Source organism: Pseudomonas sp. NPDC008258 (assembly GCF_042956345.1).
Lineage (GTDB): Bacteria > Pseudomonadota > Gammaproteobacteria > Pseudomonadales > Pseudomonadaceae > Aquipseudomonas.
Genome location: NZ_JBIBGE010000001.1, coordinates 286,265 through 301,934, shown reverse-complemented (window position 1 = coordinate 301,934; position 15,670 = coordinate 286,265). Strand labels below are relative to the sequence as shown.

Annotated in this window: 12 protein-coding genes; 10 read left to right on the top strand and 2 right to left on the bottom strand. The window is 61.7% G+C overall.

Going from position 1 to position 15,670, the window contains the following annotated elements; genetic code table 11:
* Positions 1-24 precede the first annotated feature (24 nt).
* From arcA to gltS, 6 genes are all read left to right on the top strand, one after another.
* Entirely contained in the window at positions 25-1,284 is a 1,260-nt protein-coding gene (gene arcA, locus ACFY9W_RS01350; RefSeq protein ID WP_012270694.1) for an arginine deiminase, read from the top strand.
* A 69-nt stretch (positions 1,285-1,353) separates the two neighbouring features.
* Entirely contained in the window at positions 1,354-2,364 is a 1,011-nt protein-coding gene (locus ACFY9W_RS01345) for an ornithine carbamoyltransferase (RefSeq protein WP_391124713.1), read from the top strand.
* Positions 2,365-2,548: 184 nt separating this feature from the next.
* Positions 2,549-3,478: a carbamate kinase gene (gene arcC / locus ACFY9W_RS01340; RefSeq protein ID WP_391124710.1), complete on the top strand. Its 930-nt coding sequence runs from the start codon at positions 2,549-2,551 to the stop codon at positions 3,476-3,478.
* 56 nt (positions 3,479-3,534) lie between these two features.
* A complete protein-coding gene (locus tag ACFY9W_RS01335) occupies positions 3,535-3,903 on the top strand; it encodes a DUF5064 family protein (protein ID WP_391124707.1) in 369 nt (122 codons plus the stop codon).
* 182 nt (positions 3,904-4,085) lie between these two features.
* The gene (locus ACFY9W_RS01330) at positions 4,086-5,594 is read left to right on the top strand and encodes a sigma 54-interacting transcriptional regulator (protein ID WP_391124704.1); all 1,509 of its coding nucleotides are present in this window, start codon (positions 4,086-4,088) and stop codon (positions 5,592-5,594) included.
* Positions 5,595-5,721: 127 nt separating this feature from the next.
* Positions 5,722-6,927, top strand: coding sequence for a sodium/glutamate symporter (gene gltS, locus ACFY9W_RS01325; RefSeq protein WP_391124701.1), 1,206 nt, complete (start codon positions 5,722-5,724; stop codon positions 6,925-6,927).
* A 52-nt stretch (positions 6,928-6,979) separates the two neighbouring features.
* On the opposite strand, the gene ACFY9W_RS01320 is transcribed toward gltS, so the two are convergent.
* Together ACFY9W_RS01320 and ACFY9W_RS01315 are read right to left on the bottom strand one after the other, a co-directional pair.
* Positions 6,980-7,474: a RidA family protein gene (locus ACFY9W_RS01320; protein WP_060497447.1), complete on the bottom strand. Its 495-nt coding sequence runs from the start codon at positions 7,472-7,474 to the stop codon at positions 6,980-6,982.
* A 78-nt stretch (positions 7,475-7,552) separates the two neighbouring features.
* Positions 7,553-8,944, bottom strand: coding sequence for an FAD-dependent oxidoreductase (locus tag ACFY9W_RS01315; protein WP_391124812.1), 1,392 nt, complete (start codon positions 8,942-8,944; stop codon positions 7,553-7,555).
* Between the two features lie 600 nt (positions 8,945-9,544).
* Between ACFY9W_RS01315 and gcvH the strand changes: the two genes are divergently transcribed.
* From gcvH to gcvT, 4 genes are all read left to right on the top strand, one after another.
* Positions 9,545-9,928: a glycine cleavage system protein GcvH gene (gene gcvH / locus ACFY9W_RS01310; RefSeq protein ID WP_391124697.1), complete on the top strand. Its 384-nt coding sequence runs from the start codon at positions 9,545-9,547 to the stop codon at positions 9,926-9,928.
* A gap of 11 nt (positions 9,929-9,939) precedes the next feature.
* Positions 9,940-12,795, top strand: coding sequence for an aminomethyl-transferring glycine dehydrogenase (gene gcvP / locus ACFY9W_RS01305; RefSeq protein WP_391124694.1), 2,856 nt, complete (start codon positions 9,940-9,942; stop codon positions 12,793-12,795).
* A gap of 153 nt (positions 12,796-12,948) precedes the next feature.
* On the top strand, positions 12,949-14,325 hold the full coding sequence (locus tag ACFY9W_RS01300) for an L-serine ammonia-lyase (RefSeq protein ID WP_391124691.1): 1,377 nt from the start codon (positions 12,949-12,951) through the stop codon (positions 14,323-14,325).
* Between the two features lie 27 nt (positions 14,326-14,352).
* On the top strand, positions 14,353-15,474 hold the full coding sequence (gene gcvT / locus ACFY9W_RS01295; RefSeq protein ID WP_391124689.1) for a glycine cleavage system aminomethyltransferase GcvT: 1,122 nt from the start codon (positions 14,353-14,355) through the stop codon (positions 15,472-15,474).
* The last annotated feature ends 196 nt before the right edge of the window (positions 15,475-15,670 follow it).

The window sequence follows — 15,670 nt, the reverse complement described above, 5'->3', positions numbered from 1 at the left end:
TCGTTCAATTGGAGGAATGAAACCATGTCCGCTGAAAAACAGAAGTACGGTGTCCACTCCGAAGCCGGCAAACTGCGCAAGGTAATGGTTTGTGCCCCGGGCCTTGCGCACAAGCGCCTGACGCCGAGCAACTGCGACGAACTGCTGTTCGACGATGTGATCTGGGTCGACCAGGCCAAGCGTGACCATTTCGACTTTGTCACCAAGATGCGCGAACGCGGTGTGGATGTGCTGGAGATGCACAACCTGCTGACCGACATCGTGCAGAACAAAGAGGCCCTGAAGTGGATCCTCGACCGCAAGATCACCCCCGACACCGTCGGTGTGGGCCTGACCAACGAAGTGCGCAGCTGGCTCGAAGGCCTTGACCCGCGCCACCTGGCCGAGTTCCTGATCGGCGGCGTGGCGGGCCAGGACCTGCCGCAAAGCGAAGGTGCCGACGTGGTCAAGATGTACAACGACTACCTGGGCCACTCCAGCTTCATCCTGCCGCCACTGCCCAACACCCAGTTCACCCGCGACACCACCTGCTGGATTTACGGCGGCGTGACACTGAACCCGATGTACTGGCCGGCGCGACGCCAGGAAACCTTGCTGACCACCGCCATCTACAAGTTCCACAAGGAGTTCACTGGCGCCGACTTCCAGGTGTGGTACGGCGACCCGGACAAGGACCACGGCAATGCCACCCTCGAAGGCGGTGACGTGATGCCGATCGGCAATGGCATCGTGCTCATCGGCATGGGCGAGCGCACCTCGCGCCAGGCCATCGGCCAGCTGGCACAGAACCTGTTCGCCAAGGGCGCCGTCAAGGAAGTGATCGTCGCCGGCCTGCCGAAGTCCCGCGCCGCCATGCACCTGGACACCGTGTTCAGCTTCTGCGACCGCGACCTGGTCACGGTCTTCCCGGAAGTGGTGAAAGAGATCGTGCCATTCATCATCCGCCCGGACGAAAGCAAGCCTTACGGCATGGACGTACGCCGTATCAACAAGTCGTTCATTGAAGTGGTCGGCGAGCAGCTCGGTCTGAAGGGTGGCCTGCGCGTGGTCGAGACTGGCGGCAACAGCTTCGCCGCCGAACGCGAACAGTGGGATGACGGCAACAACGTGGTGGCCATCGAGCCGGGCGTGGTCATCGGCTACGACCGCAACACCTACACCAACACCCTGCTGCGCAAGGCCGGCATCGAAGTCATCACCATCAGCGCCGGCGAACTGGGCCGGGGCCGTGGCGGCGGCCACTGCATGACCTGCCCGATCGTGCGCGACCCGATCGACTACTAACGCCCATCACCCCCGGCCGCCCTCACAAAGCGGCGGCCGGTGCGTTCACCAAACTCAAGGAGAAATGTCATGGCGTTCAACATCCATAACCGCAACCTGCTCAGCCTCGAACACCACACCACGCGCGAACTGCGCTACCTGCTGGACCTGTCCCGCGACCTGAAACGCGCCAAGTACACCGGCACCGAGCAGCAACACCTGAAGGGCAACAACATCGCCCTGATCTTTGAAAAAACCTCCACCCGTACCCGCTGCGCCTTTGAAGTAGCTGCCTATGACCAGGGCGCCAACGTCACCTACATCGACCCCAACTCTTCGCAAATCGGCCACAAAGAGAGCATGAAGGACACCGCCCGCGTGCTCGGGCGCATGTACGACGCCATCGAGTACCGTGGCTTCAAGCAGGAAATCGTCGAAGAGCTGGCCAAGTTCGCCGGCGTGCCGGTGTTCAACGGTTTGACCGATGAGTACCACCCCACCCAGATGATCGCCGACGTGCTGACCATGCGTGAACACAGCGACAAGCCGCTGCACGACATCAGCTACGCCTACCTGGGCGACGCCCGCAACAACATGGGTAACTCGCTGCTGCTGATTGGCGCCAAGCTTGGCATGGACGTACGTATCGCCGCGCCCAAGGCACTGTGGCCACATGACGACCTGGTCGACCGTTGCAAGAAGTACGCAGAGGAGAGCGGCGCCCGCATCACCCTCACCGAAGACCCGAAAGCGGCGGTCAAGGGTGTGGACTTCGTGCACACCGACGTGTGGGTATCGATGGGCGAGCCGATCGAAGCCTGGGGTGAGCGCATCAAGCAGCTCAAGCCATACCAGGTGAATGCCGAGCTGATGAAGTCTACCGGCAACCCACGGACCAAGTTCATGCACTGCCTGCCGGCGTTCCACAACTCCGAGACCAAGGTAGGCAAGCAGATCGCCGAACAGTACCCGGACCTGGCCAACGGCATTGAAGTGACTGACGACGTGTTCGAGTCGCCGGCCTGCATCGCGTTCGAGCAGGCGGAAAACCGCATGCACACGATCAAGGCGATCCTGGTGTCGACCCTGGCTGATCTCTAAACAGCTTCTGCTACCGCCGAGACCTGCACGGTACCTGTGGGAGCGGGCGAGCCCGCGAAAGCGTCAGCCGCATCATTGATGATGCCTGGTCTGGCCTCTTCGCGGGCACGCCCGCTCCCACAGGGAACCCAGCAGTGTTCTGTACAGCGGCAGCTCATTCTTTTTTCGTTAAAGGACATTCCCCATGCGTATCGTTGTTGCATTGGGCGGTAACGCCCTGCTGCGTCGCGGCGAGCCCATGACCGCTGACAACCAGCGTGCCAATATCCGCACCGCCACCGAACAGATCGCCAAGATCCATCCTGGCAACGAACTGGTCATCGCCCACGGTAACGGCCCGCAGGTTGGCCTGCTGTCGCTCCAGGCGCTGTCCTACAAGCCTGACGAGGCTTACCCGCTGGATGTACTGGGTGCCGAAACCGAGGGCATGATCGGTTACATGATCGAGCAGGAACTGGGCAACCTGCTGGCCTTCGAGGTGCCGTTCGCCACCCTGCTGACCCAGGTGGAAGTGGACGCCAACGACCCAGCCTTCAAGGACCCGACCAAGTTCATCGGCCCGGTCTACAGCAAGGAAGAAGCTGAGCGCCTGGCCAAGGAAAAGGGCTGGGTGGTCAAAGCTGATGGCGACAAATATCGCCGCGTGGTGGCCAGCCCCAAACCCAAGCGCATCTTTGAAATCCGCCCGATCAAGTGGCTGCTGGAAAAGCAAAGCATCGTGATTTGCGCAGGCGGTGGCGGCATCCCCACCATGTACGATGAAAACCGCAAGCTCAAGGGCATCGAAGCGGTGATCGACAAGGACCTGTGCTCGGCACTGCTGGCCGAACAATTGGAAGCCGACCTTCTGATTATCGCCACCGACGTCGATGCAGCCTACATTGACTGGGGCAAGCCTACGCAAAAAGCCATTGCCCAGGCCCATCCCGACGAACTCGAACGCCTGGGTTTTGCCGCCGGTTCCATGGGGCCGAAGGTGCAGGCTGCCAGTGACTTTGCCCGTACCACCGGCAAGGTGGCGGTGATCAGCTCGCTGGAAAACATTGAAGACATTGTGAAAGGCACCGCCGGCACACGGGTTTCCACCGCGAAGCCGGGGATCAGCTACCGTTGAATGCAGTCGGCGGGCCTACGGTGCCCGCCATTTTCGACCTTCCGAAGGAGCTAGCCATGGCCCAGTACCACCCCGGTCATGTACACATCGAGCGCGCTGCGCTGAACCCGGCAGACCACAGCTACGACCTGAACATCGAATACGAGGCAGTGTCTGATCCCAAGGAAGGCAGGGGCATTCAGTTCCACATGCATGGCAACATCGAAGGCAAGCAGGTGGAAGAAAAATTCTTCCTCGCCAAGGACCAGGTATTGCCCAGCTTCCTCATGCTGCTGACCCGCAAGGCGCAGTCGTATCTGGCACCGCCGAAGAAATTCGAGACACTGAGTTCGCCGCACAAGCTTTACGACTACATGTTTGCAGACATTCGCGAAAAACTGGATGTGAAATCGGGCGATCCGATCAAGCCTGAACATCTGGAGTAAACTCCAGAACCGGGGGCCGCTTTGCGCCCCATCGCCGGCAAGCCAGCTCCCACAGGGACTGCGCAAAGCTTGAAATCTGCGCTGCCCTGTGGGAGCTGGCTTGCCGGCGATGGGGCGCAAAGCGGCCCCGGCGATGTTGAGGCATACTACCGCCCTCCCCGGCCATCACTTCATCGTCCCCCATGCGCATCCACGTCAGCTTCATCGACCGCGTCGGCATCACCCAGGAAGTCCTCGCCCTGCTCGGTGCCCGCAACCTTAACCTGGATGCCGTGGAGATGGTCCCGCCGAACGTCTACATCGACGCCCCCACCCTCAGCCCCGCCGTGCTCGAAGAGCTGCACGACGCACTGTTCGAGGTGCATGGCGTGCAATCGGTGGACGTGGTCGACATCCTCCCCGGTCAACGCCGCCACCTGCAACTGGACGCCCTGCTGGCCGCCATGAGCGACCCGGTGCTGGCGGTGGACAGCGCGGGCATGGTGCTGCTGGCCAACCCGGCATTGATCGCCCTGTGCGGCCGCGAATCTGCCGGGCGCTCGGTGGGTGAACTGTTCGGCGACCCGGCGCTGCTGCAAGCCCTGCTGGACAACAACTTCCACCTGCCCATGCGCGAAATGCAGCTCAACGGCCAGAGCCTGCTGCTGGACGCAATGCCGATCACCAACGCTGGTGGCCTGCTGACCCTGTACCCACCCTCACGGATGGGTGAACGCCTGTCGGCCCTGCACCACGACCACGCCGAAGGTTTCGATGCCCTGCTCGGCGAGTCGCCGACCATCCGCACGCTCAAGGCGCGCGCGCTGCGGGTGGCAACCCTCGATGCACCGCTGCTGGTGCATGGCGAAACCGGCACCGGCAAAGAGCTGGTAGCCCGCGCCTGCCACGCCATCAGCAGCCGCCACGCCGCTCCGTTCCTGGCCCTGAACTGCGCCGCACTGCCCGAAAGCCTGGCCGAGAGCGAACTGTTCGGTTACGCCCCCGGCGCCTTCACCGGCGCACAACGCGGTGGCAAACCCGGGCTCATGGAACTGGCCAACCAGGGCACGGTGTTCCTCGATGAAATTGGCGAGATGTCGCCGTACCTGCAGGCCAAGCTGCTGCGTTTTCTCAGCGATGGCAGCTTCCGCCGGGTGGGCGGCGACCGCGAAGTGAGGGTGGATGTGCGCATCATCAGCGCCACCCACCGCGACCTGGAGCGCATGGTCGCCGAGGGCACCTTCCGCGAAGACCTGTTCTACCGCCTCAACGTACTCAACCTGCAGGTGCCGCCGCTGCGCGACCGTGGCCAGGACATCCTGATGCTGGCGCACTTCTTCATGCAGCAGGCCTGCACGCAGATCCAGCGCCCGCCCTGCCGGCTGACCCCGGCCACCCACTCGGCACTCCTGGCCAACCCATGGCCGGGCAACGTGCGCCAATTGCAGAACGTGATTTTCCGCGCCGCAGCCATCTGCGAGAGCAACCTGGTGGACATCGGTGACCTGGACATCGCAGGCACCTCGGTGGCGCGTGGCCAGGATGGTGAAGTGGCAAGTCTTGAACAAGCGGTAGGTGATTTCGAGCGCGAACTGTTGCAACGACTGTATGCCAGTTACCCATCGACACGGCAGCTGGCCGGGCGCTTGCAAACTTCGCATACCGCTATTGCCCAGCGACTGCGCAAATATGGAATACCCGGGAAACTTTGATACGTGTCGTTAAAACCGACAGTTTGTTCAGACTTTTCCTAGCCGCTTGGCCGCAATTGACTGGAAGGCTCGCCGTAGAATGGTGACATCGTAATTTCGCATGTCACCTTGAACGAAGAGTACCTTGATGTTTGAACTCGATTTTTACGGGACACTCGTAGCCGCCTCGTTAGTACTTTTACTGGGGCGCGGGCTGGTCGCACGCATTGGTTTCTTGCGTGTTTACAATATCCCGGAACCTGTTGCAGGCGGGTTGGTCGTTGCCTTGACACTCCTGGCACTGCGCAGTTTCGATATACATGTCCAGTTTGATACCTCGTTGCAGGCACCGTTGATGCTGGCATTCTTCGCCACCATCGGTTTGAGCGCAGACTTCGCCAGCCTGAAAAAGGGCGGCCGCGTGGTCGCGGTGTTTCTGCTGGTTGTGACAGGCTTGCTGGTGGTTCAGAACGGCATGGGCATCGGCCTTGCTACCGCATTGGGGCTCGACCCGCTGATGGGCCTGCTGGCTGGCTCCATCACCCTGTCGGGTGGCCACGGTACAGGCGCAGCCTGGAGTACTACGTTCACCGAGAAGTTTGGCCTGGCATCGGCCTCCGAACTGGCAATGGCCTCTGCCACGTTCGGCTTGGTACTGGGGGGCCTGATTGGTGGCCCGGTCGCCCGGCTGCTGATCAAGCGGGTCAAGATATCGGGAATCGAAGACGAAACCCCACAGTTACCAAAAGGCTTTGAACAGCCGGAAAAAGAGCGCCTGATCACCCCGTTTTCATTCATCGAAACCTTGGCCCTTATCGCCGTCAGCTTGCTGGCTGGCACATTACTTAACGCCTTCCTGAAAGGGACGGCACTCGAGCTACCGACGTTCGTTTGCGTACTCTTCGTGGGCGTATTGTTGCGCAACGGGCTTTCAGCGCTGGGCTTTTACCAAGTATTCGAACGGGAAGTATCAGTGCTGGGCAATGTGAGTTTGTCGTTGTTCCTGGCGATTGCCTTGATGTCACTCAAGTTGTGGGACCTGGCAGCACTGGCATTGCCGTTCTTCATACTGCTGGCTGCACAGACATTGGTCATGGCACTGTTTGCGATCTTCGTGACATTCCGGGTCATGGGCCGCAACTATGATGCGGCGGTGCTGGCGGCGGGGCATTGTGGCTTCGGCCTGGGTGCAACTCCAACGGCGATTGCCAACATGCAAGCGGTGACCCAACGTTACGGCGCCTCGCACATCGCCTTTTTGGTGGTACCGATGGTAGGTGCGTTCTTCATCGACATCATCAACGTGATCGTGATCAAGCTGTACCTGGCATTGCCGCTGTTCATCACTGGCTAAACCCACCGGCCAGTCCCGGGCATGGCTAGCCCGGGACTGCGCATGCCTGGGTTCAGGGACGAACCGCTGTCACCTCGATCTCGACACGCCAGGCAGGATCGGCCAGGCCTGCAATCTGGAACGCCGAGCGCGCAGGAAGCACCGGCTGCTTGGCGGCTGGCCCGAAGAACTGGGTATAGCCGGCCATGAAACCGTCGAAATCCATCTTGCCGCCGTTCTCCGGCCCGCCCACCAGGAACACCTGCATCTTCACCACGTCGGCAAGACCAAGGCCCAGTTCTTTCAGCTGCTGCTGGATGTTGCCAAGCACATTGATGGTTTGTGCCTTGGTATCACCGTAGGCTTCCAGCGAGCCCTTGGGTGCGTCGGGGTGAATAACCGACGGCACAGAACCACTCAGGTAGACAACCGTCTTACCGGCAGGTACCTCTACAGCCGACGAGATAGGGAAACTACCTGCGCCATGGCGCACGATTTCTTGTGCATGAACGCTCCCGGCACCTGCGAGTGCCACGGCCATTGCTGCGGTCGTTAAAGCAACTTTCATTCTGTACTCCTGATGATTGCCAAAAATGTGCACGCATCGACGACGCGCGCACGGGTCATTCCATTGCGCCTGGTGTACTTAGAACCGATACAGGCTGAAGGGCTTGGGGTCTAGCACCGGCGCCTTGCCAAGCAGCAAGTCCGCCGACAATTCGGACGACACGGGGCTTTCGGTCATCCCCCACCCGGTTGCGGTGTTGAGGACCAGCCCCGGGTACTCATTGACCTGCGAAATGATGGGGTTTTCGTCGGGTGCGATGGCCATGGCACCGCTCCACTGATCGATCAGTTTCGCGTCGCTGAAGGCGGGGAACTCGACCTTGAGCTTTTCCAGTGATGCATTCAGTTCCGGCAAGTCCGGGGCTGCGGTCATCAGCCGGTTTTTCTCGAAAGGCGAAACCTCGTCCAGCTTCCAGTGCGTTGGCTGAAGGAACGAATCGATCAGTTGCCTGTTCAGCGAGATGTGCACCGGGAAGTCGGGGATGGCCAGCAATGGCAGGTATTTATAGCCATACATGAACGACTCTTTGACCACCGGGGCAACGACGACGCGTGGCGAGGTGGCGTATGTGCCGTCAGCCTGCTCGCGGAAGTAGATATTGCCCGGCAATGCAACGTTGCCCCCGGGTGCAAGGGGTGCCGCACTGATGATCTGCTGGGACTGGTAGGCGGGCAAAGTTAGTACATCGACGCCCAGGTTCTGCATGAACAACCTTGACCATGCGCCACCGGCCACGATCACGCGAGAGGCCCTGATGGCACCCTTCTCTGTCACTACATCGGAGATGGCACCTGCCTGGGTTTCCAGGCCCCTGGCGGCGCAATAGGTGTAGATCCGTACCCCCACTTTCTTGGCGTACTCGGCCATGACAAATGATGCGCGCTCGGCATCCAGGCTACCGGAGTCTTCCTCAAAGCCTGCCACCGACCATTTCGAAGCTGCTCCATGCAGCCGCTGTTCGAGTTCACTGCCTTGAATGATTCGCGTCTTGAAAGGAATGTCCCCGCCGACTTCCCGCGTTTTGACATCGATCCACTTTCTGACGCCTTCCAGGTCTTCTTCATCAAAAGGTACTTCGACCCGGCCTTGTGTGCGGTAACTTGTATCTGCACCCACTTTGGCATTCATCTCTCGCCAGCGTTGCTTGGCAAGATGGTGCAACTGGAATGTCGCATCAGGCATTTTATAGGTCATGACCTGACCATAGAACCTGCAGGACTGCTCACCGGCAATCTCACCCTTTTCAACGACAACTACGGAGAGGCCGCGCTCGACGAGGTTGATTGCAGTCATCAGCCCCAGAATACCAGCGCCAATGACGACGACATCTGCCTGCCCGGGAAGCGCCCCTGCGGTGCCCTCTACATAGCCAAACCGCGGTTTGCCGGGGATCAGCCTGCCTTCGCGGGTCAACAGGGGGGTCAGAATGCCCGCGGCACCCGCCACCGCCACGACGCCACCGCCGATCATGAATTTACGCCTTGTCATTCCCATGACACTTTCCTTTCCTGGTATTCGGTGTTGGTTGCATGAGCCCAGGCAGCGAGACACATACTTGGCCGACAGCCGTCTTGGCCAACGTTGCGTCAGGCTGACGGTTCAAATTGAAGGGTGGCCATTCTGGTGACGCCCCACGGTAGAAAAAATCGCTGAGGGCAAATACTTAGTTCACCTATTTGGAAACTTTCGTACAGCCGACATAAAAAGTTGATAGAGCGACGCGAAGTTTCAAAAGTTACTTCAAGTCAAAGATCTGGATTGCCGACCAACACCACCGATAAGGTCGGTACAGACCAGGCGTACCGCTCTGTATCGATTTAAATACAGCGGATTGAAATCAATACAAGCCCCTCCCGCTGCGCACGTACAAGGGTTTGATCCCGAAACCCTTTTCCCTCGCCTGCTTACTGTAGCGTTTTCATTCCAGCCGAATGCGCCTCGACTCTCAAAAAACTCATAGATATATGATTTTTAATGGTTTTTTAAGATTGGCCGCATTTTTGCTTTGAGAATTCCAACCCAAGAGCGCGGAGCCACCGCGCCCAACGCCCTGCTTCCCGAGGATTCCCCATGAGCGAGTTGCGTTTCACTGAAGATCACGAATGGCTGCGCGTCGAAGCCGATGGCAGCGTCACCGTGGGCATCACCGCCTACGCCCAGAACGCCCTTGGCGATGTGGTTTTCGTGCAACTGCCAGAGTTGCAGCACTATGAGAAAGGCAGCGAAGCGTCCACCGTCGAGTCGGTAAAAGCCGCAAGCGGCGTCTATATGCCCCTGACCGGTGAAGTGGTCGAGGTCAACGGCCAGCTCGAAGACAGCCCGGAACTGGTCAACGAAGACCCGATGGGCGAAGGCTGGTTCTTCCGCTTCAAGCCTGCCGATGCCGCCGCTGTCGGCGCCCTGCTCGACCAGGACGCCTATGACCGCCTGCTCAACGCCAACGCCGACGCCTGAGGATCCCCACCATGACCATCAACCTCAGCACCGCCAACGAATTCATCGCCCGCCACATCGGCCCGCGCACCGCTGACGAGCAGGCCATGCTCGCCACCCTGGGCTTCGACTCGCTGGAAGCCATGACCGCCGCGGTCATCCCCAACAGCATCAAGGGCACCAGCGTACTTGGCTCGCACGACGGCCAGAGCGAAGCCGACGCCCTCGCCGCGCTCAAGGCCATCGCCGGCAAGAACCAGGTGTTCAAAAGCTACATTGGGCAGGGCTACTACAACACCCACACCCCGGCGCCGATCCTGCGCAACCTGCTGGAAAACCCGGCCTGGTACACCGCCTACACCCCGTACCAGCCGGAGATTTCCCAAGGCCGCCTGGAAGCGCTGCTGAACTTCCAGACCCTGATCAGCGACCTGACCGGCCTGCCGATCGCCAACGCCTCCCTGCTTGACGAAGCCACTGCAGCAGCCGAGGCCATGACCTTCTGCAAGCGCCTGTCGAAGAACAAGGCCAGCCACGCCTTCTTCGCCTCCGTGCACTGCCACCCGCAAACCCTCGACGTACTGCGCACCCGTGCCGAACCGCTGGGTATCGAGGTTGTGGTCGGCGACGAGCGCGAGCTGGGCGATGTCAGCGCCTTCTTCGGCGCCCTGCTGCAATACCCGGGCAGCAACGGTGAAGTGTTCGACTACCGTGAAGTGGTACAGCGCTTCCACGCCGCCAACGCCCTGGTGGCCGTTGCGGCCGACCTGCTGGCCCTGACCCTGCTGACCCCGCCGGGCGAATTCGATGCCGACGTGGCCATCGGCAGCGCCCAGCGCTTCGGCGTGCCACTGGGCTTCGGTGGCCCGCACGCGGCCTACTTCGCCACCCGTGATGCCTTCAAGCGCGACATGCCGGGCCGCCTGGTCGGCGTATCCATCGACCGCTTCGGCAAGACCGCCCTGCGCCTGGCCATGCAAACCCGCGAGCAGCACATCCGCCGCGAGAAGGCCACCAGCAACATCTGCACCGCCCAGGTGCTGCTGGCCAACATCGCCAGCATGTTCGCCGTGTACCACGGCCCGGCCGGCCTCAAACGCATTGCCGAGCGTACCCATGCCCTGACCGCAATCCTGGCCGCTGGCCTGAAGGCGTCGGGCGTGCAGGTAGTGGGCGCCAGCGCCTTTGATACCCTGACCCTGGCCACCGGCACTGCCACCGCCGGCCTGCACGACAAGGCTCGCGCCCAGGGCATCAACCTGCGCCAGGTCGACGCCACCCACTTGGGCCTGTCGCTGGACGAAACCAGCAGCCAGGCAGATGTCGAAGCCCTGTGGCAGCTGTTCGCCGGCGATCAGGCACAACCTGATTTCGCCGCCCTGGCCGCAAGCACCGCCCCGCTGCTGCCAGCCACTCTGCTGCGCCAGTCGGCCATCCTCGAACACCCGGTGTTCAACCGCTACCACAGCGAAACCGAGCTGATGCGCTACCTGCGCCGCCTGGCCGACAAGGACCTGGCGCTGGACCGCAGCATGATCCCGCTGGGCTCGTGCACCATGAAGCTGAACGCCGCCAGCGAAATGATCCCGGTCACCTGGGCCGAGTTTGGCAACCTGCACCCGTTCGCCCCGGCCGAGCAGAGCCAGGGCTACCTGCAGATGACCACCGAGCTGGAAGCCATGCTGTGCGCCGCCACGGGCTATGACGCCGTGTCGCTGCAACCCAACGCCGGCTCGCAGGGCGAGTACGCGGGCCTGTTGGCTATCCGCGCCTACCACCGCAGCCGTGGCGAAAGCCACCGCGACATCTGCCTGATCCCATCGTCGGCCCACGGCACCAACCCGGCCACTGCCAACATGGCTGGCATGCGCGTCGTGGTCACCGCCTGTGATGCCCGCGGCAACGTCGATGTCGAGGACCTGCGCGCCAAGGCTATCGAGCACCGCGAGCGCCTGGCCGCGATCATGATCACCTATCCGTCGACCCACGGTGTGTTCGAGGAGGCCATCGGTGAAATCTGCGCGATCATCCACGACAATGGTGGCCAGGTGTACATCGACGGCGCCAACATGAACGCCATGGTCGGCCTGTGCGCCCCAGGCAAGTTCGGCGGCGACGTGTCCCACCTGAACCTGCACAAGACCTTCTGCATCCCGCACGGCGGTGGCGGCCCGGGCGTCGGCCCGATTGGCGTCAAGTCGCACCTGGCGCCGTTCCTGCCAGGCCACGCACAGCTGGAAAACACCGAAGGTGCGGTGTGCGCCGCACCGTTCGGCAGCGCCAGCATCCTGCCGATCACCTGGATGTACATCCGCATGATGGGCGGTGCCGGCCTCAAGCGTGCGTCGCAGATGGCGATCCTGAACGCCAACTACATCGCCCGCCGGCTGGAAGAGCACTATCCTGTTCTGTATACCGGCGCAAATGGCCTGGTGGCCCACGAGTGCATTCTCGACCTGCGCCCACTGAAGGACACCAGCGGTATCAGCGTTGACGACGTGGCCAAGCGCCTGATCGACTTCGGCTTCCACGCCCCGACCATGTCCTTCCCGGTGGCCGGTACGCTGATGATCGAGCCGACCGAAAGCGAAGCCAAGGAAGAACTGGATCGCTTCTGCGACGCGATGATCCAGATCCGCGAGGAAATCCGCGCGGTCGAAAACGGCAGCCTGGACAAGGACGACAACCCGCTGAAAAACGCCCCACACACGGCGGCCGAACTGGTTGGCGAATGGGGCCACGGCTACAGCCGCGAGCAGGCGGTGTACCCGCTGCCAAGCCTGGTGGAAAGCAAGTACTGGCCACCGGTCGGCCGGGTAGACAACGTGTTCGGCGACCGCAACCTGGTATGCGCCTGCCCGTCGATCGAGAGCTATCAGGACGCCTGATAGCCCTCTGGCCCGCCACCTGACCTGAGGTGTGGCCCTCTGTGGGAGCGGGCATGCCCGCGAATGCGATGGTGGCCTCACCGACGCATTCGCGGGCACGCCCGCTCCCACAGGGTTCACCATCCGCCCACTATCCATGGCAGGAGGTCCACCATGTCACTGAGCGTCTTCGACCTGTTCAAGATCGGCATCGGCCCCTCCAGTTCGCACACGGTCGGCCCGATGCGCGCCGCTGCACGCTTCGCCGAAGGGCTGCGCCGTGATGGCCTGCTGGCCCGCACCACCAGCATCAAGGCCGAGCTGTATGGCTCGCTGGGCGCTACCGGCAAGGGCCACGGCAGTGACAAGGCCGTGCTACTGGGCCTTGAAGGTGAACACCCCGACACCGTCGACACCAACATCATCCCCGCCCGCCTGCAAGCCATCCGCGACAGCGGCCGGCTGAACCTGCTGGGCGAGCACAGCATCGCGTTCATTGAAAAGCAGCACCTGGCGATGATCCGCAAGCCGCTGGACTACCACCCCAATGGCATGATCTTCCGCGCCTTCGACGACGCCGGCCTGCAGATCCGCAGCCGCGAGTACTACTCGGTGGGCGGCGGTTTCGTGGTGGACGAAGACGCCGCCGGCCACGACCGCATCGTCGAGGACAGCACCGTGCTGCCCTACCCGTTCAAGACCGCCAAGGAACTGCTCGGCCACTGCACCACGCAAAACCTGTCGATCAGCCAGGTGATGCTGGCCAACGAGGCCGCCTGGCGCCCAGAGGCAGAAACCCGCGCGGGGCTGCTGCGCATCTGGCAGGTGATGCAGGATTGCGTCGAAGCCGGCTGCCAGCATGAAGGCATATTGCCGGGCGGGCTGAAGGTCAAGCGCAGGGCTCCGGCCCTGTACCGCCAGCTGAGTCGCCACCCGGAGGCAAGCTTGCGCGATGCCCTTTCGGTACTCGACTGGGTCAACCTCTACGCCTTGGCGGTGAACGAAGAAAACGCCTACGGCGGGCGCGTGGTCACTGCGCCCACCAACGGCGCGGCAGGCATCGTCCCGGCGGTGTTGCACTACTACATGCGCTTCGTACCGGGCGCCAGCGATGACGGGGTGGTGCGTTTTCTGCTCACTGCCGCCGCCATCGGCATCCTGTACAAGGAAAACGCCTCCATCTCTGGCGCCGAAGTGGGCTGCCAGGGCGAGGTTGGCGTGGCCTGCTCGATGGCCGCCGGAGCACTGTGCGAAGTGATGGGCGGTAGTGTGCAGCAGGTGGAAAACGCCGCTGAAATCGGTATGGAACACAACCTGGGCCTGACCTGCGACCCGATCGGCGGGCTGGTCCAGGTGCCCTGCATCGAGCGCAACGCCATGGGCTCGGTGAAGGCGATCAACGCGGTACGCATGGCCTTGCGCGGCGACGGGCAACACTTCGTGTCGCTCGACAAGGTTATCCGCACCATGCGCCAGACCGGCGCCGACATGAAAAGCAAATACAAAGAGACCGCCCGCGGCGGCCTGGCCGTCAACATCATCGAATGTTGACCCGACAACAACAGCAAGGAGTCACCGATGTCCGAAACACTGCTCAAGACCCCACTGCACGCCCTGCACCTTGAACTGGGTGCGCGCATGGTGCCGTTCGCCGGCTACGACATGCCCGTGCAGTACCCGCTGGGCGTGCTCAAGGAGCACCTGCACACCCGCGAGCAGGCCGGCCTGTTCGACGTTTCGCACATGGGCCAGATCACCTTGCGCGGCGCCGACGCCGCCAAGGCCCTGGAAAGCCTGGTACCGGTGGATATCATCGACCTGCCGGCAGGCATGCAACGCTATGCCATGTTCACTAACGAGCAAGGCGGCATCCTTGACGACCTCATGGTTGCCAACCTGGGCAATGACACGCTGTTCCTGGTGGTCAACGCCGCCTGCAAGGACCAGGACCTGGCCCATCTGCAGAAACACATTGGCGACCGTTGCGAGGTGCAACCACTGTTCGAAGACCGTGCCCTGCTCGCCCTGCAAGGCCCGGCAGCAGTCAAGGTGCTGGAGCGCCTGGCCCCCGAAGTAGCCGGCATGACCTTCATGCAGTTCCGCCCGGTGAAACTGCTGGGTGAAGACTGCTTCGTCAGCCGCTCGGGCTACACCGGCGAAGACGGCTACGAAATTTCGGTACCGGTCAATGCTGCCGAAGCCCTGGCCCGCCGCCTGCTGGCCGAGCCGGAAGTACAGCCGATCGGTCTGGGTGCACGCGACTCGCTGCGCCTGGAAGCCGGCCTGTGCCTGTACGGCCACGACATGAACACCGAAACCACCCCGATTGAAGCCAGCCTGCTGTGGGCGATTTCCAAGGTGCGCCGTGCCGATGGTGCACGTGCCGGCGGCTTCCCGGGCGCCGAAGCGATCTATGCCCACCAGCGCGATGGCGTGGTCCGCAAACGCGTCGGGCTGCTGCCACAAGAACGTACACCGGTGCGTGAAGGGGCCGATATTGTCGATGCAAACGACAAACCCGTAGGTAAAGTGTGCAGTGGCGGTTTTGGCCCCACACTCGGTGCACCTGTCGCAATGGGTTATATCGATAGTGAACATGCCGCACTCGACACCGCATTGTATGCCGTGGTGCGCGGCAAGAAGGTTGCCTTGAAAGTCAGCAAAATGCCTTTCGTGGCACAACGTTACTACCGCGGCTGAAGCCACTTTATGAAGAGTTCGGTGAGGTTCGACATATTCGTTTTCGAACCTTGCCAATAACTTTTGAATATGGCGCCAGGCCAGGCGCCATACCGTTTCCGACAAAACGGTCGGTTATCGGCAAACGGCCATTTTTCCATACGACCAAGGGCTTGTTTTTCGCTCGGCAGTTGGCGTACATTCACGGGACTGTGTT

Coding starts and splice junctions, on each gene's coding strand:
- ACFY9W_RS01315 (WP_391124812.1), bottom strand. CDS start 8,944: ATGATCGGCGGTGGCGTCGTGGCGGTGGCGGGTGCCGCGGGCATTCTG.
- gcvH (WP_391124697.1), top strand. CDS start 9,545: ATGAGCGAGTTGCGTTTCACTGAAGATCACGAATGGCTGCGCGTCGAA.
- ACFY9W_RS01300 (WP_391124691.1), top strand. CDS start 12,949: ATGTCACTGAGCGTCTTCGACCTGTTCAAGATCGGCATCGGCCCCTCC.
- gcvP (WP_391124694.1), top strand. CDS start 9,940: ATGACCATCAACCTCAGCACCGCCAACGAATTCATCGCCCGCCACATC.
- gcvT (WP_391124689.1), top strand. CDS start 14,353: ATGTCCGAAACACTGCTCAAGACCCCACTGCACGCCCTGCACCTTGAA.
- arcA (WP_012270694.1), top strand. CDS start 25: ATGTCCGCTGAAAAACAGAAGTACGGTGTCCACTCCGAAGCCGGCAAA.
- ACFY9W_RS01330 (WP_391124704.1), top strand. CDS start 4,086: ATGCGCATCCACGTCAGCTTCATCGACCGCGTCGGCATCACCCAGGAA.
- ACFY9W_RS01345 (WP_391124713.1), top strand. CDS start 1,354: ATGGCGTTCAACATCCATAACCGCAACCTGCTCAGCCTCGAACACCAC.
- arcC (WP_391124710.1), top strand. CDS start 2,549: ATGCGTATCGTTGTTGCATTGGGCGGTAACGCCCTGCTGCGTCGCGGC.
- ACFY9W_RS01335 (WP_391124707.1), top strand. CDS start 3,535: ATGGCCCAGTACCACCCCGGTCATGTACACATCGAGCGCGCTGCGCTG.
- ACFY9W_RS01320 (WP_060497447.1), bottom strand. CDS start 7,474: ATGAAAGTTGCTTTAACGACCGCAGCAATGGCCGTGGCACTCGCAGGT.
- gltS (WP_391124701.1), top strand. CDS start 5,722: ATGTTTGAACTCGATTTTTACGGGACACTCGTAGCCGCCTCGTTAGTA.